24 protein-coding genes and 1 pseudogene are annotated in these 23,125 nt (G+C 71.3%); 17 read left to right on the top strand and 8 right to left on the bottom strand.

Annotated elements, in window-relative coordinates:
* The first annotated feature begins 61 nt into the window (after positions 1-61).
* The 10 genes from ACFYP4_RS22650 to ACFYP4_RS22605 all read left to right on the top strand — a co-directional run bounded on the left by ACFYP4_RS22650 (position 62) and on the right by ACFYP4_RS22605 (position 10,217).
* Positions 62-1,462, top strand: coding sequence for an NtaA/DmoA family FMN-dependent monooxygenase (locus ACFYP4_RS22650; protein ID WP_388787438.1), 1,401 nt, complete (start codon positions 62-64; stop codon positions 1,460-1,462).
* On the top strand, positions 1,459-2,706 hold the full coding sequence (locus ACFYP4_RS22645; RefSeq protein WP_358853343.1) for an LLM class flavin-dependent oxidoreductase: 1,248 nt from the start codon (positions 1,459-1,461) through the stop codon (positions 2,704-2,706). Before ACFYP4_RS22650 ends, ACFYP4_RS22645 begins: the two co-directional genes overlap by 4 nt.
* 190 nt (positions 2,707-2,896) lie before the next feature.
* Positions 2,897-4,615 carry an FAD-dependent oxidoreductase gene (locus tag ACFYP4_RS22640; protein WP_388787433.1) on the top strand — a complete coding sequence of 573 codons (1,719 nt, stop codon included), beginning with the start codon at positions 2,897-2,899 and terminating at the stop codon, positions 4,613-4,615.
* Between the two features lie 297 nt (positions 4,616-4,912).
* Positions 4,913-6,070, top strand: coding sequence for a SchA/CurD-like domain-containing protein (locus ACFYP4_RS22635; RefSeq protein WP_358853345.1), 1,158 nt, complete (start codon positions 4,913-4,915; stop codon positions 6,068-6,070).
* Between the two features lie 71 nt (positions 6,071-6,141).
* On the top strand, positions 6,142-6,582 hold the full coding sequence (locus tag ACFYP4_RS22630) for a cupin domain-containing protein (RefSeq protein WP_358853346.1): 441 nt from the start codon (positions 6,142-6,144) through the stop codon (positions 6,580-6,582).
* A complete protein-coding gene (locus ACFYP4_RS22625) occupies positions 6,579-7,847 on the top strand; it encodes a beta-ketoacyl-[acyl-carrier-protein] synthase family protein (RefSeq protein WP_388787430.1) in 1,269 nt (422 codons plus the stop codon). The genes ACFYP4_RS22630 and ACFYP4_RS22625 overlap by 4 nt, the downstream gene beginning before the upstream one ends.
* Positions 7,844-9,094: a ketosynthase chain-length factor gene (locus tag ACFYP4_RS22620; RefSeq protein WP_358853348.1), complete on the top strand. Its 1,251-nt coding sequence runs from the start codon at positions 7,844-7,846 to the stop codon at positions 9,092-9,094. The genes ACFYP4_RS22625 and ACFYP4_RS22620 overlap by 4 nt, the downstream gene beginning before the upstream one ends.
* Positions 9,095-9,129: 35 nt before the next feature.
* Entirely contained in the window at positions 9,130-9,384 is a 255-nt protein-coding gene (locus ACFYP4_RS22615) for an acyl carrier protein (protein ID WP_358853349.1), read from the top strand.
* Between the two features lies 1 nt (position 9,385).
* Positions 9,386-9,865 (top strand): SRPBCC family protein, encoded by a 480-nt coding sequence (locus tag ACFYP4_RS22610; RefSeq protein ID WP_388787425.1) that lies wholly within the window; start codon positions 9,386-9,388, stop codon positions 9,863-9,865.
* A 19-nt stretch (positions 9,866-9,884) separates the two neighbouring features.
* Positions 9,885-10,217, top strand: a complete 333-nt coding sequence (locus tag ACFYP4_RS22605; RefSeq protein ID WP_358853351.1) for a TcmI family type II polyketide cyclase — start codon at positions 9,885-9,887, stop codon at positions 10,215-10,217.
* Positions 10,218-10,327: 110 nt separating this feature from the next.
* Here ACFYP4_RS22605 and ACFYP4_RS22600 read toward each other — a convergent pair whose 3' ends face one another.
* The 3 genes from ACFYP4_RS22600 to ACFYP4_RS22590 form a co-directional block, all read right to left on the bottom strand.
* Positions 10,328-11,356, bottom strand: coding sequence for a methyltransferase (locus ACFYP4_RS22600; protein ID WP_388787422.1), 1,029 nt, complete (start codon positions 11,354-11,356; stop codon positions 10,328-10,330).
* A 94-nt stretch (positions 11,357-11,450) separates the two neighbouring features.
* Positions 11,451-12,581 (bottom strand): nitrous oxide reductase family maturation protein NosD, encoded by a 1,131-nt coding sequence (locus tag ACFYP4_RS22595; protein ID WP_388787419.1) that lies wholly within the window; start codon positions 12,579-12,581, stop codon positions 11,451-11,453.
* 219 nt (positions 12,582-12,800) lie between these two features.
* A complete protein-coding gene (locus tag ACFYP4_RS22590; protein ID WP_388787416.1) occupies positions 12,801-14,168 on the bottom strand; it encodes an FAD-dependent oxidoreductase in 1,368 nt (455 codons plus the stop codon).
* Positions 14,169-14,381: 213 nt separating this feature from the next.
* On the opposite strand from ACFYP4_RS22590, the gene ACFYP4_RS22585 reads away from it, so the two are divergent.
* The 5 genes from ACFYP4_RS22585 to ACFYP4_RS22565 all read left to right on the top strand — a co-directional run bounded on the left by ACFYP4_RS22585 (position 14,382) and on the right by ACFYP4_RS22565 (position 16,396).
* Complete coding sequence (locus ACFYP4_RS22585; protein ID WP_358852503.1) at positions 14,382-14,747, top strand: metalloregulator ArsR/SmtB family transcription factor; 366 nt, start codon at positions 14,382-14,384, stop codon at positions 14,745-14,747.
* Between the two features lie 70 nt (positions 14,748-14,817).
* Positions 14,818-15,240 (top strand): arsenate reductase ArsC, encoded by a 423-nt coding sequence (locus tag ACFYP4_RS22580; protein WP_388787413.1) that lies wholly within the window; start codon positions 14,818-14,820, stop codon positions 15,238-15,240.
* 25 nt (positions 15,241-15,265) lie between these two features.
* Positions 15,266-15,682, top strand: coding sequence for a hypothetical protein (locus ACFYP4_RS22575; RefSeq protein WP_388787410.1), 417 nt, complete (start codon positions 15,266-15,268; stop codon positions 15,680-15,682).
* Positions 15,683-15,718: 36 nt separating this feature from the next.
* The gene (locus ACFYP4_RS22570) at positions 15,719-16,024 is read left to right on the top strand and encodes a hypothetical protein (RefSeq protein ID WP_388787408.1); all 306 of its coding nucleotides are present in this window, start codon (positions 15,719-15,721) and stop codon (positions 16,022-16,024) included.
* A 201-nt stretch (positions 16,025-16,225) separates the two neighbouring features.
* Positions 16,226-16,396: a DUF5670 family protein gene (locus tag ACFYP4_RS22565; RefSeq protein ID WP_358852507.1), complete on the top strand. Its 171-nt coding sequence runs from the start codon at positions 16,226-16,228 to the stop codon at positions 16,394-16,396.
* 109 nt (positions 16,397-16,505) lie between these two features.
* Here ACFYP4_RS22565 and ACFYP4_RS22560 read toward each other — a convergent pair whose 3' ends face one another.
* Positions 16,506-17,411 carry a LysR family transcriptional regulator gene (locus ACFYP4_RS22560; RefSeq protein WP_388787405.1) on the bottom strand — a complete coding sequence of 302 codons (906 nt, stop codon included), beginning with the start codon at positions 17,409-17,411 and terminating at the stop codon, positions 16,506-16,508.
* 126 nt (positions 17,412-17,537) lie between these two features.
* Between ACFYP4_RS22560 and ACFYP4_RS22555 the strand changes: the two genes are divergently transcribed.
* Entirely contained in the window at positions 17,538-18,347 is an 810-nt protein-coding gene (locus ACFYP4_RS22555) for an inositol monophosphatase family protein (protein ID WP_388787402.1), read from the top strand.
* 71 nt (positions 18,348-18,418) lie between these two features.
* Here ACFYP4_RS22555 and ACFYP4_RS22550 read toward each other — a convergent pair whose 3' ends face one another.
* The 3 genes and pseudogenes from ACFYP4_RS22550 to ACFYP4_RS22540 form a co-directional block, all read right to left on the bottom strand.
* Complete coding sequence (locus tag ACFYP4_RS22550; protein ID WP_358852510.1) at positions 18,419-18,727, bottom strand: hypothetical protein; 309 nt, start codon at positions 18,725-18,727, stop codon at positions 18,419-18,421.
* A gap of 82 nt (positions 18,728-18,809) precedes the next feature.
* A pseudogene (gene thpR / locus ACFYP4_RS22545) lies at positions 18,810-19,388 on the bottom strand (RNA 2',3'-cyclic phosphodiesterase); the annotation flags it as partial.
* 175 nt (positions 19,389-19,563) lie between these two features.
* Positions 19,564-21,981: an Orn/Lys/Arg decarboxylase N-terminal domain-containing protein gene (locus ACFYP4_RS22540; protein ID WP_388787399.1), complete on the bottom strand. Its 2,418-nt coding sequence runs from the start codon at positions 21,979-21,981 to the stop codon at positions 19,564-19,566.
* Positions 21,982-22,297: 316 nt separating this feature from the next.
* Here ACFYP4_RS22540 and ACFYP4_RS22535 point away from each other — a divergent pair, with 316 nt between their 5' ends.
* On the top strand, positions 22,298-22,735 hold the full coding sequence (locus ACFYP4_RS22535; RefSeq protein WP_358852513.1) for an ATP-binding protein: 438 nt from the start codon (positions 22,298-22,300) through the stop codon (positions 22,733-22,735).
* Positions 22,736-22,837: 102 nt separating this feature from the next.
* On the opposite strand, the gene ACFYP4_RS22530 is transcribed toward ACFYP4_RS22535, so the two are convergent.
* Positions 22,838-23,062 carry a hypothetical protein gene (locus ACFYP4_RS22530; protein ID WP_358852514.1) on the bottom strand — a complete coding sequence of 75 codons (225 nt, stop codon included), beginning with the start codon at positions 23,060-23,062 and terminating at the stop codon, positions 22,838-22,840.
* Positions 23,063-23,125: the final 63 nt, after the last annotated feature.

The following is a 23,125-nucleotide window of genomic DNA, read 5'->3' as shown; positions in this document are numbered from 1 at the left end:
CCATCACCGCGTCCCCAGGACCGACCACACACCGACCGACTCCGCAGGAGGAGACCGCACCGTGCCCGCAACCCGTAAGAAGCAGGTGCACCTCGCGGCACAGCTGCCCGGCATCCACAACGTGACCGTCTGGTCGGACCCACGCTCCGGGAGCCAGATCTCCCTCGACTCCTTCGTCCGGCTCGCGCGGACCGCCGAACGCGGCAAGTTCGACTTCTTCTTCCTCGCCGAGGGACTGCGGCTGCGCGAGCACAAAGGACAGGTCTACGACCTGGACATCGCGGGACGCCCGGAGAACCTGACCATGCTGAGCGCACTGGCCGCCGTCACCACCGACCTCGGCCTCGCCGCCACCGTCAACACGACGTTCAACGAGCCCTACGAGGTGGCGCGCAGGTTCGCCACTCTGGACCGGCTCAGCGGCGGCCGGGCCGCCTGGAACGTGGTGACCAGCTACGACGCCTTCACCGGGGAGAACTTCCGCCGGGGCGGCTTCCTGCCCGAGGCCGACCGCTACACCCGGGCCGCCGAGTTCCTCTCCACGGCAAGGGAGTTGTGGGACAGCTGGACGGAGGGAGACCTGCGCGCGGACGCGGCTACGGGAGAGTTCGTCAAGGCCGGGGCCGGCCGTTTCGCCCACCACGGACAGCACTTCGGCATATCCGGCCGGTTCACCACCCCGCCCGGCCCGCAGGGCCACCCGGTGATCATCCAGTCGGGCGAGTCCGACGCGGGACGCGAATTCGCCGCGTCCGACGCCGAGGTCGTCTTCAGCAAACACAACCAGCTCGACGCCGCCCGCGACTTCTACCGGGACGTGAAGCGGCGCCTGGCCCGGTACGGCCGCGGCCCCGACGATCTGCTGATCCTCCCCACCGCCAACGCGGTCGTCGCCGACACCGACGAGGAGGCCGCCGCCTACGCCGCGGAGATCAGCCGCGAGCTGGTGAGCCCGCAGACCGCGATCGCCCACCTGGAGGCGGTCTGGGGCCGCGACCTGTCCGCCTACGATCCGGAGGGACCGCTGCCCGACATCGAGCCGGCGGACGACGCGCACCTCCTCCAGGGCCATTCCGTGTTCCGGAAGGGCCGGGGAGAGACGGCGCGGCAGTGGCGCAAGCTGGCCGGGGAAAGGAACCTGTCCATCCGGGAACTGGTCGTCGAGGTCGGCGGACGCCAGACGTTCGTCGGCAGCCCGCGTACGGTCGCCGACGCCATCGACCACTTCGTCCAGACCGGGGGTGCCGACGGCTTCGTCCTCGTCCCGCATCTCGTCCCCGGCGGCCTGGACGACTTCGTGGACCGCGTGGTGCCGCTGCTCCAGGAGAAGGGCGTCCACCGCGACGACTACACCGGCACCACCCTCCGCGACCACCTCGGCCTGTCCGGGGCACCCCGCCCGGCCGGGTGGGGCGGCACCGGCGTACGCGCCGGGCACCACGAGAAGGAGACCTCCCGATGACCGGCACGACCCGCGCCCACGACACGACTGCCGGTCCCGGCGCCCCGCTGCATCTCGCCGTCGCCCTCGACGGCGCGGGCTGGCATCCCGCGGCCTGGCGCGAGGACGGCGCCCGGCCCGGCGAGCTGCTCACCGCCGCCTACTGGGCGGACCTGGTCGTGGAGGCGGAGCGCGGGCTGCTCGACTTCGTCACCGTCGAGGACGCCCTCGGACTCCAGTCCGCCGCCTTCCACCGCCCGGACGACCGCACCGACCAGGTCAGAGGCAGCCTGGACGCGGTGCTGCTCGCAGCGCGCCTGGCCCCGGTGACCAGCCGCATCGGGCTGGTCCCGACGACGAACGTCACCCACACCGAACCGTTCCACCTGGCCATCGGCATCGCCACGCTCGACCACGCCGCCCGGGGGCGCGCCGGCTGGCGGCCCCAGATATCGTCGCGCGCGGCCGACGCCGCCCACTTCGGGCGCCGCACCACGCCCCAGCTCACCGAGGAGGACGTGACCGACCCGGAGCTGATCGCCGAGCGACTGCGCGAACTCTTCACGGAGGGTGCCGAGGTGGTGGAGGCGGCCCGGCGGCTCTGGGACAGCTGGGACGACGACGCGGAGATACGGGACGCGTCGACAGGTCGGTTCATCGACCGGGGCAAGGTCCACCACATCGACTTCCAGGGCACGTACTTCAGCGTCAGGGGCCCGTCGATCACCCCGCGCAGCCCCCAGGGCCAGCCGCTCGTGGTCAGCCTCGCGCACGCGTCCACTCCGTACGAGTTCGCGGCTCTCAGCTCCGACGTCGTCCACATCACGCCGCACGACCGGGCGGGCACGGTGTCGATCCTCACCCAGGTCGCCGAGGCGGTGGAGCGGGCCGGCCGGGACGTGGCGGACCGGCCGCTGAGGACCTTCGCGGATCTCCTCGTCCTCCTGGACGAGGAACCGGGTGCCGCCTCCCGGCGACTGGCCCGCCTGAACGAGACCGCCGGTGCCGAGCTCACGTCCGACGCCGCGATCTTCACCGGCACGCCCGGCGAACTGGCCGACCTGCTGCTCGACTGGCGCTCGGCCGGCCTGGACGGCTTCCGTCTGCGGCCGGGCACCCTGCCGCACGATCTGACGGCGATCACCCGCGGTCTGGTCCCGGAGCTGCAACGGCGTGGGGTGTTCCGTACGGAGTACGCGTCCACCACACTGCGCGGGCACCTGCGTCTCCCGCGCCCCGCCGGACGGTACGCGACGGCGGGCTGACCACCGGACGGTACGCGACGGCGGACCGGCGCCCCCCGGCTTGAGCCGCCTCCGCCCCGGAGGTACGGGGCACACGTCGTTGCCGGCGCCTCCCGAAACGGACCCTGCCCTGACCGCCCGGGGGACGGTCCCCGGGCGCCGCGAAGCAGGCGGGTGAAGCCTGAGCCGCCGTCACCTCCATGGGGCATGCATGAGGATCTCCGCCGTATCCGGCCGGGTCGGCGGCATCGACGTGCTGGAGGCGAGAGTGCTCAACGAACAAGCCGAACAGACGGACCCGCGCACCATCCGCGTCCCGGTCCTCATCGTGGGCGGCTCTCTGGTCGGCCTTGCGACCTCGTTGTTCCTGGGACGGCTGGGAGTACCACACGTGCTGGTGGAGCGCCACGCGGGCACTTCGCGCCACCCGCGAGGCCGCGGCAACAACGTCCGCACGATGGAACTGTTCCGGGTGGCGGGCGTGGAGAAGGCGATCCAGGAGGCGGCCGCCACCCTGGCCGACAACCACGGCATCCTCCAGACGCCCACCCTGGTCGGTGACGCGGGCGAGTGGCTGTTCCGGGACATCGACCCCGGCGGCGGACTGGCCCGCTTCAGCCCCAGCTCCTGGTGCCTGTGCAGCCAGAACGACCTCGAGCCGGTCCTGCTCGACCACGCCCGCAGGCACGGAGGCGATCTGCGTTTCGCCACCGAGCTGATGTCGTTCGACGACGGCCCCACCGGTGTCACCGCGGTGGTCAAGAGCCGTGAGACGGGTGAACACACCGCCATCCGCGCGGACTATCTCGTCGCCGCGGACGGCCCCCGCAGTCCCGTGCGCGAGCAGCTCGGTATCACCCAGAGCGGACCCGGGGACCTGTTCCACAACGTCAGCCTGACCTTCCGCTCCCGCCGGCTCGCCGACGTCGTGGGTGACCGTCACTTCATCGTCTGCTACCTGACCAGCCCGGACGCCGACGGTGCCCTGCTGCCGGTGGACAACCGCGAGCACTGGGTCTTCCACGCCCCCTGGCACCCCGAACACGGGGAGACCCTGGAGGACTTCACCGACGAGCGGTGCGTCGAGCACATCCGCCGGGCGGTCGGGGTCGCCGACCTCGACGTGGAGATCACCGGCAAGGCGCCGTGGCACGCCGCTCAGCGGGTCGCCCGCAGCTACCGGGCGGGGCGTGTGTTCCTGGCCGGTGACTCGGCTCACGAGATGTCCCCCACCGGGGCCTTCGGATCCAACACCGGCATCCAGGACGCGCACAACCTCGCCTGGAAGCTGGCCGCGGTGCTCGACGGCTGGGCGGGCGAGCAGCTGCTGGACACCTACGACGCCGAGCGCCGTCCCGTGGCCGAGGCCACCAGTGCGCGGGCCGCCGCCCGGTCGGCCGAACACAGCCATCCCGGATTCGCCCCGCCACCCGGAGCACGTGGCGGCGGTCCCCAGCGAGGCATCCTCAACGTGGCCCTCGGCTACCGCTATCCGCAGGGCGCGGTCGTGGGCGCCGATCCCGCGGTCCCGGTGGTGCCCGAGAGCCTGGACCTGACCGGCGGACCCGGCAGCAGGGCACCTCACCTGTGGGTGCGCCGCGGGGACGAACGGATCTCGACGCTGGACCTCTACGAGCGGTCCCTCGTGCTGCTCAGTGACGCCGTGGAACCGAACGGATGGCACGAGGCCGCCCTCCGCCTCGCCGACCGGCTGGCCCTCCCGCTCACGTCGTACCGGGTGGGCACCGGAGCCGAGGCAGACCTGGTGCCCGAGGACGCGGCGGACTGGGCCGAGCGCCACGGCACGGTGTCCGGGGGCGCCGTGCTCGTCCGGCCCGACGGGTTCGTCGTATGGCGGTCGCAGGGCCCGGAGGCGGATGCCGAGGCGGTGCTGCGCCGGGTCCTGAGGACGGGGCTGGCAGTCGCCTGAACCCCCGCGCGTTCACCGGAACGGTCGCCTTGACGCCGCTGCGGCGTCGAGGCGACCGGTGCGTTGGCGGCGCGGACGCGGGTGCCGCCTGTGCGGAAGCCGCGCCCGGAGGGCGACGACCACGCTGACGGCCCGTTCGTCTTCGCTCATCCGGGTCGACGTCCACCCGCCCAGTCACTCCCCTACTTCATCCAACTCGCGCGATGCGCGGGGACGGGCACAGGATCGAGGAACGCTGACGTCGCCTCACCGCGGCCAACGTTCACTTTCCCCCTCCGCGAAGGAGATGTGCGCAGGATGACCACCACGTCCGAACGTGTTGCAGGTTCGCGGGCGCGACAGGCGTCGCACCATGTGTCTCAGTCCGTGTTCGACGGTTCCCCGCTTCGCGTCGTCCTCCTGGTCGACGTCCACGACGGGGCCCAGCAGGAGTTCCTCGAGGCGTACGAGCAGCTGTGCAACCAGGTCGCGTCCGTCCCCGGACATGTCAGCGACCAGCTGTGCCAGTCGATCGAGAACCCCTCGCAGTGGCTCATCACCAGCGAGTGGGAGAGCGCCCCGCCGTTCCTCGCCTGGGTCAACAGCGAGGAGCACGTACGGATGGTCGAGCCGCTGCACAGCTGCGTGCGCGACACCCGGTCACTGCGCTTCCACGTCGTCCGCGAGACCGGTGGCCCGGCGGCAGGCGCCGACCAGACGCAGCGCCGGCTCCAGACGGCACCCAGGATCGGCGACGGCGTGATCCGGCACGCGCTCACCTTCACCGTCAAGCCGGGCAGCGAGGAGATCGTCGCCAAGATCCTCGCCGACTACGCCTCGCCCGAGCCGCAGGTCGACGACACCACCCGGCTGTGCCGGACCTCGCTGTTCATGCACGGCAACCGGGTGGTGCGGGCCGTCGAGGTGCGGGGCGACCTGCTGGCCGCGCTGCGCCATGTCGCCCGGCAGCCCGAGGTGCGTGCGGTCGAGGAGGCCATCAACCCCCATCTGGAGCAGGACCGGGACCTCAACGACCCCGAGTCCGCCCGGGTCTTCTTCACCAGGGCCGCGCTGCCGGCCGTCCACCACGTGACGGCGGAACGGCAGAACACGCAGGCCGAGCGGTACGCGCTGTACTACCCGACCCGCCCCGACCGTGGCATGAAGCTGGCCGAACACCTGGCCCGTCAGGACGAGGCGGCCGCGGACGACCCGCGCAGCCCGGTCCTGCGCAGCACGATCTTCCAGCGCGACGACGTCGTCGTACGGCTGATCGACGTGCGCGGCGGACTCGAGACCGCCGACCCCGCCCAGGTCCTGGGTCTGTCCGACCCGGGGCAGGTCGCCGAGCTGACGACACTCCCGTCCTTCGACACGGAGGCGAACACGTCCGCGGCGAAGGACGGCAGTCTCGCGCGCTTCCTCGAACTGGCGCGCATGGATCTCGTCACCGACCGCCGGTCGCCCGACGCCTGATTCGTCATCGCATGGGAGGGGCGGTGCCCCGCCCCTCCCACACCGGCGCAGTACATCATCGGAGGAACGTCGTGATCACTTCTCGTCACAGAATCATCGATCTCAACGAGATCGAGCCCAACACCCGGCGTGGCGGTGACCTGCGCGCCATGCTCACCCCGACCGCGGTCGGCGCCACCAGTGGCTTCATGGGCGTGGCCCTCATCCAGCCCGGCGACCGGATCGGTGAGCACTACCACCCGTACTCCGAGGAGTTCGTGTACGTGGTGTGCGGGCAGCTGGAGGTGGACCTGGACGGTGAGCCGCACCCGCTCCGGGCCGAGCAGGGGCTGCTCATCCCCCTCAACGTGCGCCACCGCTTCCGCAACGTCGGCAAGGTGGAGGCCCGGATGGTCTTCCACCTGGGTCCGCTGGCCCCGAGCCCGCCGCTGGGCCACGTCGACACCGAGGAGACCGACGCCGGGCCCGCGGTGGCCGGAGCCGAGGCGGCCGAGCGCCGGGTCCGGTCATGACGAGACGAGTGGCCGTCACCGGCATAGGCATCGTCGCTCCCGGTGGTACGGGCGTACCGGCGTTCTGGGATCTCCTGACGGCCGGGCGCACGGCGACACGGGCCATCACGTTCTTCGACCCGGCCGGTCTGCGTTCCCGGATCGCCGCCGAGTGCGACTTCGACCCCGCGGCCCACGGCCTGGACGTGCGGGACGTGGAGCGGGGCGACCGCTACATCCAGTTCGCCCTGGTCGCGGGGGACGAAGCGGTACGGGACTCCGGTCTCGACCTCGGCGCCGAGAACCCCTGGCGTGTCGGTGTCTCGCTCGGCACCGCGGTCGGCGGCACCACCCGGCTCGAGAAGGACTACGTCCTGGTCAGTCACGGCGGACAGCGCTGGGACGTGGACCACCGGGAGGCGGGCCCGGAGCTGCACCGGGCCTTCTCGCCCAGCACGCTCGCCTCCACCGTGGCGGAGCGGTTCGGGGCGCGTGGCCCGGTGCAGACCGTCTCCACGGGCTGCACCTCCGGGCTCGACGCGGTCGGGTACGCCTTCCACACCGTGGCGGAGGGCCGGGCCGACATCTGCATCGCCGGCGCCTCGGACTCGCCGATCTCCCCGATCACCATGGCGTGCTTCGACGCGATCAAGGCCACCTCCCCGAACAACGACGACCCGGCCCACGCCTCGCGTCCCTTCGACGCCGACCGCGACGGATTCGTCATGGGCGAGGGCGGCGCCGTACTCGTCCTGGAGGAGCTCGAGCATGCCAGGGCCCGCGGCGCCCGCGTGTACTGCGAGCTGAGCGGATACGCCACCTTCGGCAACGCCTACCACATGACCGGCCTGACCAGCGACGGTCTCGAGATGGCCCGGGCCATCGAGGACGCCCTCGACCACGCACGTCTCGACCCCGAGGAGATCGACTACGTCAACGCGCACGGGTCGGGCACCAAGCAGAACGACCGCCACGAGACCGCCGCGGTGAAACGGGTTCTGGGCCCGCACGCCTACGACACCCCCATGAGTTCCATCAAGTCGATGGTGGGCCACTCGCTGGGCGCCATCGGAGCGATCGAACTCGTCGCCTGTGTGCTGGCCCTCACCCACCAGGTCGTGCCGCCGACAGCGAACTACGAGACACCGGACCCCGAGTGCGACCTGGACTACGTCCCGCGCGTGGCCCGCGAGCGCAGGCTGGCCGGCGTGCTCTCCGTGGGCAGCGGATTCGGCGGCTTCCAGTCCGCGGTGGTCCTGAACCGGCCGAGGGAGAAGACACTATGAGCGAATCCCGCCCACGGCGCGCGGCCGTCACGGGAATCGGTGTGGTCGCGCCCAACGGAGCCAGCACCGAGACCTTCTGGAAGTCCACCAGGGAGGGCATCAGCGTCCTGGACCGGGTCACCCGGGACGGCTGTGAACATCTGCCGCTGCGGGTGGCGGGCCAGGTGCGCGACTTCGACCCGTCGGCAGCGATCGAGGAACGCTTCCTCGTCCAGACCGACCGGTTCACGCACTTCGCGATGGCCGCGGCCGACCTCGCGCTGGAGGACGCCCAGCTCCACCGCACCGAGACCGACGGCGCGCCGTTCTCCGTGGGCGTGGTCACCGCGGCCGGTTCCGGCGGCGGTGAGTTCGGACAGCGCGAGCTCCAGCAGCTGTGGGGCAAGGGCAGCCGTTACGTCGGCCCGTACCAGTCCATCGCCTGGTTCTACGCCGCCAGCACCGGACAGATCTCCATCCGCCGTGGCTTCAAGGGTCCGTGCTCCGTCGTCGCCGCCGACGAGGCCGGCGGTCTGGACGCCCTCGCCCACGCGGCACGGGCCGTGCTGCGCGGCACCGACGTGATCGTGGCGGGGGCGACCGAGGCACCGATCGCGCCGTACTCGGTGGTCTGCCAGCTCGGCTATCAGGAACTCAGCACGGTCGGGGAACCGACCCGCGCCTACCGCCCGTTCACGTCCGGGGCCTGCGGTTTCGTACCCGCGGAGGGCGGCGCGATGATCGTGGTGGAGGCGGAGGGAGCGGCCCTGGCGCGGGGGGCGCGCGTGCGGGCCCACGTCGCCGGACACGCGGCCACCTTCACGGGAGCCTCCCGCTGGGAGGAGTCCAGGGAGGGACTCGCCCAGGCCGTCCGGGGCGCCCTGGCGGAGGCCGGCTGCGCCCCCGAGGAGATCGACGTCGTCTTCGCCGACGCTCTCGGGGTACCGGAGGCGGACCGCGCGGAGGCCCTGGCCATCGCCGACGCACTCGGAGCCCACGGCACCCGGGTGCCCGTCACCGCGCCGAAGACGGGGATCGGACGGGGCTACTGCGCGGCGCCGCTGATGGACACCGCGGCCGCGGTGCTCTCGATGGAGCACGGCCTGATCCCGCCCACCCCCAATGTCTTCGACATCTGTCACGACCTCGACCTCGTGACCGGCCGGGCGCGTACCGCCGAGGTACGCACCGCGCTGGTGCTGAGCCGGGGACTCATGGGGTCGAACTCGGCGCTGGTGCTGCGGCACGGCGCCACCGACGCCTCGTAGCGAGGCGCCGCGGAGCAGCAGAGGAAGGGAATGGCATGACTGACCGCATCACTGTGGAAGAGCTGGCCGAACTCATGAAGAAGTGCGCCGGCGCCACCGTCGCTCCGGAGGAACTCGACCGCGACGGGGCCCTCTTCGAGCAGATGGGCGTCGACTCGCTCGGCCTGCTGGGCATCGTGGGCGAGCTGGAGAACCGGTACGACGCACCGATGCCGAACGACGCCGAACGCTCGAAGACCCCCCGGCAGTTCCTCGACCTCGTCAACAGTGCCCTCATGACAGGAGCGTGAGATGACCGGCCACACACAGAACGAGATCACCATCGCGGCGCCTTTGGACCTGGTCTGGGAGGTGACCAACGACCTGGAGAACTGGCCTCGGTTGTTCAGCGAGTACGCCTCCGTCGAGATCCTCTCCCGGGAGGGCCACAAGACGACCTTCCGGCTGACGATGCATCCGGACGAGAACGGCACCGTGTGGAGCTGGGTCTCGGAGCGCGAGCCGGACCGCGACACGCTCACCGTCAGGGCCCGCCGCATCGAGACGGGGCCCTTCGCCCACATGGAAATCCACTGGCGGTACGAGGAGGTACCGGCCGGCACGCGGATGGTCTGGACGCAGGACTTCGCGATGAAGCCGCAGGCGCCGGTCGACGACGAGTGGATGACCGACAACATCAACCGCAACTCCAAGGTCCAGCTGGGCCTGATCCGCGACCGCATCGAGAAGATGGCGGCGGAGCGCGGTGCGACCGCCGGTCTGACCGACTGAGCCGGACGGAGAGAAGCCCATGCACCAAGCTCTGATCGTCGCCCGGATGGCCCCGGGGTCGGCACCGGACATCGCCAAGGTGTTCGAGGAGTCCGATCGTGGGGAGCTGCCGCGACTCGTCGGCGTGACCCGGCGCAGCCTCTTCCAGTTCGGCGATGTGTACATGCACCTGATCGAGTCCGAGCGTGAGCCCGGGCCCGCCATCGCCAAGATCACCGGGCATCCCGAGTTCCGGGACGTCAGCGAACGGCTGGCCTCGTACGTCAGTGCGTACGACCCGGAGACCTGGCGTTCCCCGAAGGACGCCATGGCGCAGCGTTTCTACCTCTGGGAGCGCGAGCCGTCCGGCTGACCGCCGCCGGCCCTCACCGGTCGCCGGGTCCGCGACGCTGCGGACCCGGCGACCGGCGGTCTGCGGGTGCGGAGCCCCGGGATCACCGGGGCCCGCCGGACGCGGTCGGATCAGCCGGGGACGTGGCAGTCGAACGCGTGCAGATAGGGGTTGACTGGGCTGATGTCGTCGATGACCAGGCCCGCATCGGTCAGCCGGTCCACCATGCTCTGGGTGGTGTGCTTGGCTCCGCCGACGTTGAGGAGCAACAGCAGGTCCATCGCGGTGCTGAACCGCATCGAGGGCGAGTCGTCGACGAGGTTCTCGATGACCACGACCCGCGTCCCCGGGCCGCCGGCCTCGCGGACGTTGCGGAGGGTGCGGGCGGTGCTCTCGTCGTCCCACTCCAGGATGTTCTTGATGACGTAGACGTCGGCCTTCACCGGGACGGCCGTCCGGACGTCCCCGGGCAGTACGCGCGCGCGGTCCGCCAGGTCGCCGCCCGCACGCAGTCTCGGCACCGCGTTCTCCACCACCCGGGGGAGGTCGAGCAGCGTCCCCTGCATCGAGGGGTACTTGTCCAGCAGGCTCGCCACCACGTGCCCCTGCCCGCCGCCGACGTCGGCCACGGACGCGCTCCCCGTCAGGTCGAGGAACTGTGCGACGTCGCGCGCCGACTGCACGCTGGAGGTCGTCATGGCGCGGTTGAAGACGTCGGCCGACTCGGGGGCGTCCTCGTTGAGGTAGGGGAAGAACTCCTTGCCGTACAGGTCCTCCACCACGTTGCGGCCGGTGCGCACCGCCTCGTCCAGTTTCGGCCAGACGTCCCAGGTCCAGGGTTCCGTGCACCACAGCGAGATGGCGCGGAGGCTGTCGGGGTCGTCCTCGCGCAGCAGTCGGGAGACGTCGGTGTGGGCGAACGTCCCGTCCGGGCGTTCGGCGAAGACGCCGTAGCAGGACAGGGCCCGCAGGAGCCTTCTCAGCGGGCGGGGTTCGGCCTTCACGGCGGCCGCGATGTCCTCCACGGCCATGGGGTCGTCACCGAGGACGTCGGCGACGCCCAGCCGGGCGGCCGCGCGGAGGGCGGCGGCGCATGCCGCCCCGAAGGCGAGTTCCCGCAGCCGCATGGACGGCGGAGGGGCGGACTGAGCGGTTGTCATCTGCCGCCTTCCTTTCTGTTCGGGTCACGTGAAGCACGAGAACCACTGGGCATGCGTGGTGTCTGCGGGTGCACGGAGGGGAGGGCGATGGCGGTCAGCACAAGCCGGCGGGCTTGGACGACCGGCAGGAGTTGTCCCGGAACGTGTTGCCCTTGCCGGGGTCCGTGTTGACCAGGTCTGCCGGGGAGTTGTCCCGCAGCAGGTTGTCGATGATCCGGTTCCGCTCGCTGGTCGCGCCCACGAAGCTCTTGAAGACGACGATGCCGCCCGACAGCGGGGACTTGCCGGCGTTGTCCTTGATCACGTTGTGGGTGACGAGGTTGTCGTCGGCGCCCGTCAGGACGATGCCGGACCCCTGGAGGGCGTCCAGCCGTGCGGTCTTCGGGCAGGACTTGTTGTTGCGCTCGATGCGGTTGTCGCGCACGGTCACGAAGCCGGTCTTGGGCTTGTTCTCGTCGCCGACGACGAACACCCCCGCGCAGTTGCGGGTGAGGTGGTTGTCCACGATGGTCAGGTTGCGCAGCCGGCGGACGGTGACGCCGATCCGGTTGCCCTCCAGCCGGTTGTGCTCCACCACCGTTCCCTCGGTGTCCGTGGCGCCCTGCTCCTCCTTCACGGTGTTGGCGAGGAACAGGCCCGCGTCGCCGTTGTCCCGGGCGGTGTTGTCGCGGAACAGCCCGTGGACCGAGTGCTCCGTGGCGATGCCCCACACGCCGTTCTTCACCGCGGTGACGTTCCGCACGGTCAGTCCGTCGGCCTCGTTGGCGTAGACGCCGGTCTTGCTGAAGCCGGTCACCGTCAGGGAGGCGATGGTGACGTAGTCGACGTTGTGGTCCTTGGTGCCTGCGACGCAGATGCCGTTCCCGGCCGCGGCGCAGCTGCCGGCGGCTTCGGCGGCTTTGGCGGCTTCGGCGGCTTCGGCGGCGCCCGAGCCGGTGCTCGGCTTGGTGGTTGCGGTGCTCGTGCCCTTCCCCGGTTCGAGCACCGTGCCGCGGCCCATGCCGCGCAGGGTGAGCCCGGGCGTGGTCACGTTGATGCTCCCGTGGTGGGTGCCGCGCGCCAGCAGAACGACGTCGCCGGGGCGGGCGGAGTCCACCGCCTTCTGGATCGACTCCCCCGGTTTCACCAGGTGGACTCGGTGGGCGGCAGCCGACGGTGCGGCGCCGAGGGCCGTCCCGAGCAGCGCCGCGGCGCATGCCAGGGGTGCGATATGACATTTCCTCATATCGCGCACGTTATGACGCCGGGGGCCCGAAACAGTGGTATGGGCCATCCGGCGGCGTGGCCCCGCCGGCCACCAAGGACATGCCCGGCCGGTGTCACCGCGTGCATGGCGCGACGCGGGGCGTGCGTGACGGGTCGACGTGCGGGTTTCTGCCCCGGCGGGATCGGCTGCGGTGGTGAGTGCGCCCCTGCCCGGCCAGGGTGGCCGGGCACCGGTGGTTCAGGCTCCGCAGCCACCGGACGGTGCCCGCCCGGCGGCGGGGGCGTCGATCTGCACGAGGTGCGGGACCGGTGTGCAGCAGCCGCCGCCCTCGGCCGGTGCGGTGGGATCGTCGAAGAGGCCGGCGCCGCCGCACACCCCCGTCTCGGGGAGGGTCAGTTCGACACGGTCCGCGCCGGCGAGGTCGCCGGCGATCGCGGCGGCCACCGACCGGACTTGCTCGAAGCCCGTCATCGCCAGAAACGTGGGGGCACGACCGTAGGACTTCATGCCCACCAGGTAGAGGCCCGCTTCGGGATGAGCGAGCTCGCGGTGGCCGTGCGGGTAGACGGTGCCACAGGAGTGCTGGTTCGGGTCGATCAGCGGGGCGAGTTCCACCGGCGCCTGCAGACGCTCGTCCAGGCCCAGGCGGACCTCGGACAGGAAGGACAGGTCGGGGCGCAGGCCGGTCAGCACGACGACCTCGTCGACCGGTTCGAGCCGGCGTCCGTCCTCGCTCACCAGGACCAGCCGTCCGTCGTCCGCCCGCTGGAGTGCCTCCGTACGGAATCCGGTCACGGCCTGCGCCTCACCGTGCTCGACGGCCGCCTTCGCCGCCAGGCCCAGCGCACCGCGCGCCGGCAGCTCATCGGCCTCGCCGCCGCCGAAGGTGGAACCGCTGATCCCCCGGCGCAGCACCCACACCACCTGCGTACCCGGTTCGTCCCGGGTCAGCGAAGCGAGGCCGGCCAGCGCGGTGAAGGCCGACGCGCCCGAACCGATCACGGCGGTGCGCCGGCCTGCGTACCGGGCGCGGACGGCCGGGTCGTCGAGATCGGGGACGCGATAGGTGAGCCGGTCGGCGGACGCCCGCTCCCCCAGTGCGGGCAGCCCGCTGGCCCCGGCCGGGCCGGGCAGGCCCCACGTGCCCGAGGCGTCGATCACGGCGCGGGCGAACACACGTTCCTCACCGCCTCCGGCGCCGGTGACGTGGACGACGAAGGGCTGGGCGTCGCGGTCGGCGTCGACGATGCGGTCACGGCCGGCGCGGGAGACACCGGTGACCTCCGCGCCGTAACGCACCCGCCCGCCCAGTGCATCGGCGAGCGGCCGCAGGTAGCGCTCGGCCCATTCGGCGCCCGTCGGGTACCGGGCCGCGTCCGGCCGCGTCCAGCCGGTCGGGGCCAGGAGCTTCTCCGCGGCCGGGTCGGTCACTTCACCCCAGGGGGAGAACAACCGCACATGGCCCCATTCCCGCACCGCGGATCCAGCCACCGGACCGGACTCCAGGACCAGCGGCTCGACACCGCGTTGGAGGAGGTGGGCGGCGGCGGCCAGGCCGACCGGGCCGCCTCCGATGACGACGACGGGAAGCTGCTGCTCACTCATGACGGCGGTCTCCTCATAACGCGGTTCGTACGCGGGTCGCGGTTCGTTTCGCAGGGAGCAGGTGATGGCGGGCGCGACACGAAGACTCCGGGCCGACAACGGCGGTCGCGGCTTGCGTCGGGTGCGGCCGGACCTGGCCTTGCTTCGACAAGTATCGATATCCCTCGATGCCTGGAGCTTGCCACCGGTATCGATGACTGTCAACATAGACGCATGTCGAATTCTCAGGTGGTGGAGCTTCCGGTCCCGCAACCGGAGCAGGCCCTCCCGTGCTGCCCGCCGATCACCTCGGCCGAGCTGTCGCAGGCGGACGCGGAGAAGATGGCCGCCATGTTCAAGGCACTGTCCGACCCGGTACGGCTGCGGCTGTTCTCCAAGATCGCCTCGCACGAGGGCGGCGAGGCGTGCGTCTGCGACATCGCCGACGTGGGTGTCTCGCAGCCGACCGTCTCGCACCACCTGAAGAAACTGCGCGAGGCCGGACTGCTCACCTCCCAGCGGCGTGGCACCTGGGTCTACTACCGGGTCGCCCCCTCCGCGGTGGCGGCCATGTCCGCCCTGCTCGCCGCGCGCCCCTGATCTCTCCCCGGACCCGCGGGGGAGCCCTCCGGCACCCCGGTCACCGACCCACGAAACGAGAAGCTCCTCCATGGCCGACACTTCCGGCAAGCCGTCCGTCCTGTTCGTCTGCGTCCACAACGCCGGACGCTCCCAGATGGCTGCCGCCTGGCTGACCCACCTGGCCGGCGACCGCGTCGACGTCCGCTCCGCCGGCTCCGCCCCCGGCGACCAGGTCAACCCCGCCGCCGTCCGGGCGATGGCCGAGGTCGGTATCGACATCTCCCGGGAGACCCCCAAGATGCTCACCGTCGACACGGTCCGCTCATCCGACGTGTGCATCACCATGGGGTGCGGCGATGCCTGCCCCGTCTTCCCCGGCAAGCGATACCTCGACTGGAAACTCGAAGATCCCGCCGGCCAGGGCATCGAAGCCGTACGGCCCATCCGCGACCGGATCCGCACCCTCGTCGAAGACCTGATCGCGGACATCGCCCCGTCGCCCACTGCCTGAACACATGAGCCCGGAGGGGGAACGGATGTGGGAGCAATCCGAGGACACGCTGCTGGAAGAGGCACTGGGCGCACTCGCGGGGCCGGGTCGCCGCGGCGCGAAATTCACGGCCAAGCGCCTGAGGAAGAACGTCGGTGAGGCCTACCTGCTGGTGCCGCTGCCCTTCGCCCTCGCACTCGACCGCGTGCGCGGAGCACTGGCCGAGGCCGCCGGCGGGAACAGTCCGTGGCCCCTGGAGTCGGGCCCGGACCGCGCGGCGCTCCGCGTCCTGGCCGGCGGCGGATTCGGCGGCCTGAACCCGGTGGTGGTCACGGCCGACCTGAACGCCGACGGACCGCACGGCACCGGCGTACACCTCCGGGCCGCCGCCAAGGAAGGCCTGATCAGACAGCGCGCGGGCGAGAAGACAGCCGAACGGATCGTGCAGATACTGAACCGGTGACGCGCCCGCGCAGTCCTTGGCACCATCCACGAACCGATGCCGGCGGAGGAAATCTCCGACGCCTGCCACGCGGATGCCCGCTGCACGCAGTGTGTCCAGGCCCTGGCGCGCGGCAAGAAGCGCTTCACGCCCCGAAGTGTCGACGAACTGCGACGGCTGGTCGAGGATGATCTGCGCGTGAACCGGGGGGAACTGCCCGGCAGTTACCGCAAGACGTACGACGAGATCAGCCGCGGGCTCGACCTGCCCGCGAGCCGTACTTCCGCCGCCGCCGGAGCGGCGTCGGTGCGACGCGCCCTGGCGCACCGGATCCAGCGCGACTGGTTCCGGGGCGAGACCTGACCCGTGCAGGGCGCGGCCTGCGGCCTGCGCGAGGAGCCGCGCGCAGGCCTGCCGGCTGCCGCTGTGGCGCGCGGGTCGCGCGGGTCGCGCGGGTCGCGTACAGCGTGTTCGCATGCCCCCGCCGCCAGATAAGAAACGCATAAAACTTCCAGGTGTGCGGGTGATCGGGCGGGGCATACGGCGGAACGGAGGTTGATAACTATGGTTCCCCTGCTTCTCGTTCTTCTGCTCGCCCTGATCCTCTTCGGTGCCGGGTTCGCCCTCAAGGCACTCTGGTGGATCGCCGTGATCGTCCTGGTCATCTGGCTGGTCGGCTTCTTCGCACGCTCCACCGGAGCAAGCGGCAGCCGAGGCCGCTGGTACCGCTGGTAACAGCCGCACACAGCCGACCCACGGGTGGGGGCGCACCGAACCGGTGCGCCCCCACCCGTTTCCGTCGATCACCCGCACGCCCTTTGTGCGCGGTGGAACGGGTCGCCGCCTAAGAGGGCGTGAACAGGGCCTGGAGGGTTTGGGTGGCTGTTTCGCGCAGCCAGGCGTGGGCGGGGTCGTTGTCGTGGCGCTGGTGCCAGAGCAGGTGGAGGGGCACTTCGGGCAGGTCGAGCGGCAGCGGCAGCGTGGTCAGGCCGAGCTGGTGGCGGGCCGAGCGGGTGGCCGCGTCGGGGAGGGTCACCACGAGCTCGGTCTCGCGGGCGAGTTGCAGCGCGGTGGCCGTGGTGGGGGCGGAGGCGATGACGCGGCGCTCGTGGCCGAGCGCGGTCAGTGCGTCGTCGATCCGGTCGTGGAGGCGTCCGCGCCTGGAGACGATGAGGTGATCGGCCGCCGCGTACCTCTCGGCGGTCACGGGCTGTTCGGCGAGGGGGTGGCCCGGGCGGACGGTGAGGACGAGCCGGTCGCGGCCGATGAGGCGGTGGCGGATGTCGGGCAGTGACGGCGGGCCGGCACTGGAGGCGAGGTCGACCTCGCCGCGGCGCAGCTCGGGGGTGTCGTCACCGGGCTCGGCGGTCAGCCGCAGTCGCACCCCGGGGGCCTGGCGGTGCACCGCGGCGATCAGGGCGGTCCCGCAGGTGGTGGCGAGTGCATCGTGCCAGCGGACGGTGAACACCCGCTCCAAGGTCGCCAGGTCGAGTTCCGTCTGAGCTGACAGCAGGTGGTGCGCCTGCTGCACCAGGGCGTGGACCTCGGTGCGCATGGCCAGGGCGCGGGTGGTGGGAGTCATGTGGCGTCCGGTGCGGACCAGGATCTGGTCACCAGTGGCTTTGCGGATACGGCCCAACGAGCGGCTCATCGCCGGAGAGGTGACGTGGAGGCGGGCCGCGGCACCCTGGACGCTTCCTTCCTCCAGGAGCGCGTCGAGCGCGGTGAGCAGATTCAGATCCAGTTGCATGGCAGTCACTATACGAGTGAGAACCATGCACTTGTTGTTAAGAGCCGCGGCTTCTACCTTCGAGATGCGGGGAGGGACGAACCCTTCGGCAACACCCCCGCTTCTGACGAATCCAGGGAGTACGCCATGACCACAGCCGTGCCTTTCAGTCTCGACGACACGCTCCTGCCCGCGGTCATCGGCGTGGTGGAGACCGCCGGGGTCACCCTGCGGGAGCGCTACACGGTCCATGCCCGGGGCGTGAGCCTGGAGGAGGTCGTCGGCGAGATCCACGCGAACGACGACGCAGTCCTCGCCGTGATGCGCGAGCCGCTGCTGCGGACGCGGCCGGGGTCGCAGTGGGCGGAGGACGAGCTGGCCGGCGGGGCGCTCCCGCCGGGCGAGTGGTGGGTCGTCGACCCGGCCGAGGGCAACATCAATCACGTCCACGGCATGCCGGACTGGGCCGTCACCGCCACTCTGGTGCGCGACAACCAGCCGGTCCTCACGGTCGTCCACCTCCCGCTGACCGGCGACACCTACACCGCCACCGCCGGCGGCGGCGCCCACCTCAACGGCCGTACCCTGACCGTGTCGGCGAAGAACGACCTGGGTGCCGCGCTGACAGGCACCGGCCAGGCCCGGCCGGGCGAGAGCACCGACACCTTCCGCCGCATCGGCGCATCGGTCACCGCCATGCTCACCGCCGGTCTCGTGGTGCGCGTGTCCGTCCCGGCCACGCTGCAGCTCATCCACGTCGCCGCCGGACGCATGGACGCCTTCTGGCAGTTCTCCGACGTCCGCTCCGGCCTCGTCGCCGGCGCCCTGCTGGTCGCCGAGGCCGGAGGCACCGTCACCGACCTGGACGGCAAGCCCTGGAACGCGGCCAGCCGCGACTTCCTGGCCGCAGCCCCCCACATCCACACCGCCGCGCTCGGCGTCCTCGCCTCGATCTGACCCCCGGCCCGAACCCCCCGGGCGGGCACCCCTTTCCCGTCCCGAAAGGTCGGCGTGTCCGGCGGCGTGGCTCAGTCGAGTGCCGTCAGCCCCTCGCGCCAGCGGACACGGCGCTCCTCGTCGCTCTGTTCCCACCAGGGCGCACCGCGCTCCCCCAGGGCAACCTTGGCCAGTTGCACGCGGTCGCGGGCGGCGCGTTCCGCCGCGGGATCCTTGGCACGCCGAGCGGCGGCGACCGCACGCCGGGCCGCCATGAGGTGGGAACGCAGCCGTGCGGCAACCTCCTCGGGAATGAGGGGGTCCGTCGCCCGCCAGCGCCGTCCGCCCACGATGATGAACCGTCCGTCAGGGGTGCGGTCCGGTCGGGCCTTGGCTGTCACCGGCACGAGTCTGCCAGCGAGAGGCGACGGCGCCACTCGACGTCTTGTTCACATAACCGTTCGGTTCAGTCGATCCGCGGAGCCCGGTGGCGAACGACCACGCCTCGATGTCGCGGTAGCGGATCGGCCCGTGACTACGGCTGACGTTGCCACCGACCAGGTGCAGACGTTCGGCAGACCAGGGGCGGCCGATGAATCCGGCAAGCTCTTCGGCGATTTCTGCTGCTGAGGAACGGTCGCCTCGGCGGGCACGGGCCAGCGTCAGATGGGGACGCAGGGGGCGATCCTCGAAGGCGAACCCGCTGTGCTGGACGAGGGTACGCACGTCGGCGGCGAGCATGTGCAGTGCGTCGAGGTCGCCGTCGATTCCGCTCCAGAGCACCCGGTCGTCGAAATGCCCGCTGCCGCGCAGCGCCAGGGAGAACGGCTGGCGGTCCGCTGCCAGGGCGGCCAGAGGCGGGCGCAGGAGCGGGACGGCGTCGCCCGACAGCTCCCCGAGGAACGCCAGGGTGATGTGCCAGTCCTGAATACGGTTCCACCGCATGTGCGGGTACGTTTCACAGGCGGGGCGCAGCTCCCTCGACAGCTCCTCCTTCGCGTCGTCGGGCGGGGCGAGGGCGATGAACACACGAACCGTCGTCGATGGAATCTGATCGTTCACACCGGACTTCGTACCGCATCCTGCTTCGCGGCGACGACCGCGGGGTCGATTCGCGGCGACGGGACAGGCGATCTCCCCGTCCGTGACCGCCGGCAGGCGAGGGCCCGGCACCGCGCGGAGGGTGCCCTGTCGGCACCGGCGTGGGGTCACCCTCCGGCCCTTCCCCGCGGTTTTGTCAGGAACGCTCGCGGGCCTCCTCGGGGTGGCTGCGTTGGGCCGGCGTCACAGTGCCGTGTGTCTGGGTGCCGGTGCTTGCTTCGTCCGCGCCGGTTGTCGGTCGCAGGCACTCGATGAGGTAGTCGCCCGTGTCGGGGTCCAGCGTCACGCCGTGGGTCTCGCTGCGGAAGCCGGGGAAGCGGCGGTCGAAGGATTCCAGGGCGGCGAGGTAGCGCAGCAGCGGGCCGTCGGGAGCGCCGACGCTCTCGCCGGGCATGAGGACGGGGATGCCGGGCGGCGTGACGGTGATCATGGCGGCGGCCACCTGGCCGGACGCCTCGGTGAGGCGGACGCGGTGGGTGCCGCCGCGGATCAGGCTCTGGTAGCTCAGCTGCGGCGGGGTGACGGGTTCCGGGAGCTGCTGGAACGCGGTGTCGAGCAGGTCGACGAGCCGGACGGAGCGCAGGTGGTCGTGCATGTCCTGGCACAGCTCGCGCAGGGTCTGTCCCGCGTACCGCCTGGGGTGCTCGGCGACCACCTCCGGCAGGACCCGGTCGAGGGGTGCGTCCTGGTCGTACAGGGCTTTGAAGTCCATCAGCGCGTCGAGGAGAGTGCCCCATTTGCCCTTGGTGATGCCCATGGAGAACAGGACGAGCGTCGTGTAGCTGTCGGTCTTCTCGACGACGATGTGGCGCCTGGCCAGGTAGGCGGTGAGCACGCGCGCGGGGATGCCCCACTCGCCGGTCTCCCCCGTCGCGTCGATGCCCGGGCAGGTCAGGGTGACCTTGATCGGGTCGAGCATGCAGTAGCCGTCGGTGAGTCCCGGGAAGCCGTGCCAGGCGGCGCCCGGTTCCAGCTGCCAGCAGGCGGGCTCGGTGCGGAGCAGGTCGGCGGGGGCCTCGTCGAACGGCAGTAGGGTGCCGGCGGCCGGGTCGGTGACCGTGTCGGGCTGCCACACGCCGAAGAACCAGGGCGGCCGGTCGCCGGCTTCCTCGATACGGCGCCGGATGCGGACCATCTCCTGACGGAAGCGGACCGCCTCGGTCACGGCCTCGTCGATCAGCCAGCGGCCCTGCGGACCGTCCATCATCGCCGTCGCCACGTCCAGTGAGGCGATCATCGGGTAGAGCGGGGAGGTCGTGCCGTGCATCATCAGTGCCTCGTTGAACCGGTCGTGCTCGACGGGTGCTCGGGGGGCGGGCTTGACGTGGACCATGGCGCTCTGTGAGAGGGCGGCCAGCAGCTTGTGGGTGGACTGGGTGGAGAAGACCGTCGGCCGGTCCGGGCCCGGGAAGGTGTCCTCGTCCACCGACATGCCGTACCGGCCCGCGTAGAGGGGATGGAAGCGGGCGTAGGCGAACCACGCCTCGTCGAAGTGCAGCCGGGGCGTGCTTGCCGCGAGCGCCTGTGCCGCCGCGGGGGCGTCGTAACACAGGCCGTCGTACGTGGAGTTGGTGAAGACGGCGTACTGAGGGTGCGGTGAGACGGCGCCCTGGGTCAGGGGGTTGGCGGCGATCCGGGCCGCGACGGCGTCCGCTGCGAGCTCCGCCGGGGGCAGCGGCCCCGCCAGGCCGTAGCCGTTGCGGGTGGGGGTCAGGTAGACCGGACGGGCGCCGGAGACGACCAGGCCGTGCAGCACGGACTTGTGGCAGTTGCGGTCCACCAGGGCGATCTCGTCGCGGGTGACGCTGAAGTGACCGACCACGCGGTTGCAGGTGGAGTCTCCGTGCAGCACGAAGTACGTGAGCCCGGCCCCGAAGACCCGGGCGGCGTTGCGCTCCGCCTCACCGATCGGGCCGGTGTGTTCGAACAGTGAGCCGAGCTCCCCCACGGAGATCGACAGGTCGCTGCGCAGCAGCCGCTCGCCGAAGTAGTCGTGGAACGCGCGGCCCGCGGGCGACTTCAGCAGGGCGACGCCGCCAGAGTGGGCCGGGGTGTGCCAGGAGTACTCGTGGGCGTCGTCGAAACGGCGCAGCGCCCGGAAGAAGGGCGGCAGGACGGCATCCTGGTAGGTCCGCGCCGCGGTGGTGATCCGGCCCGCGATGAAGCCCGGGGTGTCCTCCAGCGGCCACACATAGCCGACGACCGCTTCCGAGACCCACAGCGGCAGGTCCCGTACGCCGTCGTCGGACATGACGAGGAAGACCGGCAGGTTCTGGAAGCGCCGTCCGACGGAGCGCAGTACCGCGGCCCCGCCCGGCTCGCCGTCCGCTCCGTCATGCCCCTGCCCCTGCCCCGGAAGTTCCCAGGCGACCAGTGCCGCGGTGAGTCCCGCCTCCGTACGCAGGACCGCCTCGGCGTCCTCGACGCCCGCGGCCCATCGCACGTCGAAGCCGTGCTTCTCGATCGCCTCGCCGATGCGCACCAACTGCTCCGCGCCGGCATCTTCATCCTGTGGACGTTCCCGTACCGCGAGCAAGATCCTGCTGTTCGCCATGACACCCCTCTCGGCGGCCGGCGCCGCCCCTGCCTCAGTGTCCGGGCACGAACAGCGAGGAAATATGGCAGAACTACCTAAACCACCCGCAGGACGGAACGGGCGGGCCTGAGCTTTACCGGGAAGATGCCGGTCGGCCACCGCAGGCAGTGGCAGCACCGATGGCCCGACCAGCGCGGTCCGTCCGGTTCGGTCACGCTTGCGGGATGACGGTTTCCCCCGGGGGCCGTCTCGGCAGCACCGCAGAGAGATCGGGAATAAAGCCGAAATGTCCGGGAAGTAGCTAAAGCTCCAGCTTCCAGAGAAGGGGCACGACGTGGCTACCGATCGACATGACGCGGATGCCGAGCTACTGACCGCCATCAGTCTCGAACAGACCTGGTGCTTCGACGGAGCGGCGGCCGACGTCGCCGACGCCCGCGCCGGGGCGGACGGCTTCCTCCGCCAACTGACCCACATGCACCCGTCCGCCACACCGGACGCGTACGACGACGCCCTGCTCGTCGTCACCGAACTGGCCTCCAACGCAGTGGCGTTCGCGCCCGGGCCGTTCACCCTGACCCTGCAGGCCCTGATGACCGGGTCCCTGCACATCTCCCTGGCCGACGCCAACCCCATCGCACCCGCGGCGCGACCCGCGGACTTCACCGGTCAGGGAGGCATGGGCTGGCATCTCGTCAACACCGTCGCCGACGAAGTCATCGTCGTCACGGGCGGCGGCGGCAAGACCGTCCACACCTTCCTCCCCTGGTAGTCGGGGAGGAAGGCGCTGTCGGCGACAACAGCCGTGGCGGGCTCGCGCGGCGGTAACCGGGCCGGCGGTGCGCGCCGGTCCGAAGCAGCGAGCGGCGTCGGCTCAGGTGGTGGTCTGCCGCCGCAGGTCGCTCGCCACCGCTGAGCCGACGACCGCCATGCAGGACGAGCAGTACCGCTCCTCAGGTGTCTCGCCGTCCGACCCGGCAGGCGGGACGGGGGACGCCAGTCGGCGTCCGCACAGGGCGCTGGCGCGCGTTCCCTTGCTGATCACATGCCAGACCAGCCCGCCGAGGCCTGGCATCGCTTCCGCGTGCATCTCGTACATCGGCGTGCCCTCCTGGCATCCCGGTCGGCGGGGCCTCGCACCCCCTGTCGATGACAACCCGCC

The sequence above is a fragment of the Streptomyces sp. NPDC005551 genome (assembly GCF_042871785.1).
GTDB lineage: Bacteria > Actinomycetota > Actinomycetes > Streptomycetales > Streptomycetaceae > Streptomyces.
The sequence above is the reverse complement of the archived record's forward strand: the minus strand, read 5'-3'. Positions and strand labels throughout refer to the sequence as shown.

What these genes read in the sequence shown, in the direction of transcription:
- ACFYP4_RS22645 (WP_358853343.1), top strand. Translation starts at nt 1,459, where the DNA reads ATGACCGGCACGACCCGCGCCCACGACACGACTGCCGGTCCCGGCGCC.
- ACFYP4_RS22640 (WP_388787433.1), top strand. Translation starts at nt 2,897, where the DNA reads ATGAGGATCTCCGCCGTATCCGGCCGGGTCGGCGGCATCGACGTGCTG.
- ACFYP4_RS22635 (WP_358853345.1), top strand. Translation starts at nt 4,913, where the DNA reads ATGACCACCACGTCCGAACGTGTTGCAGGTTCGCGGGCGCGACAGGCG.
- ACFYP4_RS22625 (WP_388787430.1), top strand. Translation starts at nt 6,579, where the DNA reads ATGACGAGACGAGTGGCCGTCACCGGCATAGGCATCGTCGCTCCCGGT.
- ACFYP4_RS22620 (WP_358853348.1), top strand. Translation starts at nt 7,844, where the DNA reads ATGAGCGAATCCCGCCCACGGCGCGCGGCCGTCACGGGAATCGGTGTG.
- ACFYP4_RS22615 (WP_358853349.1), top strand. Translation starts at nt 9,130, where the DNA reads ATGACTGACCGCATCACTGTGGAAGAGCTGGCCGAACTCATGAAGAAG.
- ACFYP4_RS22610 (WP_388787425.1), top strand. Translation starts at nt 9,386, where the DNA reads ATGACCGGCCACACACAGAACGAGATCACCATCGCGGCGCCTTTGGAC.
- ACFYP4_RS22605 (WP_358853351.1), top strand. Translation starts at nt 9,885, where the DNA reads ATGCACCAAGCTCTGATCGTCGCCCGGATGGCCCCGGGGTCGGCACCG.
- ACFYP4_RS22600 (WP_388787422.1), bottom strand. Translation starts at nt 11,356, where the DNA reads ATGACAACCGCTCAGTCCGCCCCTCCGCCGTCCATGCGGCTGCGGGAA.
- ACFYP4_RS22595 (WP_388787419.1), bottom strand. Translation starts at nt 12,581, where the DNA reads ATGAGGAAATGTCATATCGCACCCCTGGCATGCGCCGCGGCGCTGCTC.
- ACFYP4_RS22590 (WP_388787416.1), bottom strand. Translation starts at nt 14,168, where the DNA reads ATGAGTGAGCAGCAGCTTCCCGTCGTCGTCATCGGAGGCGGCCCGGTC.
- ACFYP4_RS22585 (WP_358852503.1), top strand. Translation starts at nt 14,382, where the DNA reads ATGTCGAATTCTCAGGTGGTGGAGCTTCCGGTCCCGCAACCGGAGCAG.
- ACFYP4_RS22580 (WP_388787413.1), top strand. Translation starts at nt 14,818, where the DNA reads ATGGCCGACACTTCCGGCAAGCCGTCCGTCCTGTTCGTCTGCGTCCAC.
- ACFYP4_RS22575 (WP_388787410.1), top strand. Translation starts at nt 15,266, where the DNA reads ATGTGGGAGCAATCCGAGGACACGCTGCTGGAAGAGGCACTGGGCGCA.
- ACFYP4_RS22570 (WP_388787408.1), top strand. Translation starts at nt 15,719, where the DNA reads ATGCCGGCGGAGGAAATCTCCGACGCCTGCCACGCGGATGCCCGCTGC.
- ACFYP4_RS22565 (WP_358852507.1), top strand. Translation starts at nt 16,226, where the DNA reads ATGGTTCCCCTGCTTCTCGTTCTTCTGCTCGCCCTGATCCTCTTCGGT.
- ACFYP4_RS22560 (WP_388787405.1), bottom strand. Translation starts at nt 17,411, where the DNA reads ATGCAACTGGATCTGAATCTGCTCACCGCGCTCGACGCGCTCCTGGAG.
- ACFYP4_RS22555 (WP_388787402.1), top strand. Translation starts at nt 17,538, where the DNA reads ATGACCACAGCCGTGCCTTTCAGTCTCGACGACACGCTCCTGCCCGCG.
- ACFYP4_RS22540 (WP_388787399.1), bottom strand. Translation starts at nt 21,981, where the DNA reads ATGGCGAACAGCAGGATCTTGCTCGCGGTACGGGAACGTCCACAGGAT.
- ACFYP4_RS22530 (WP_358852514.1), bottom strand. Translation starts at nt 23,062, where the DNA reads ATGTACGAGATGCACGCGGAAGCGATGCCAGGCCTCGGCGGGCTGGTC.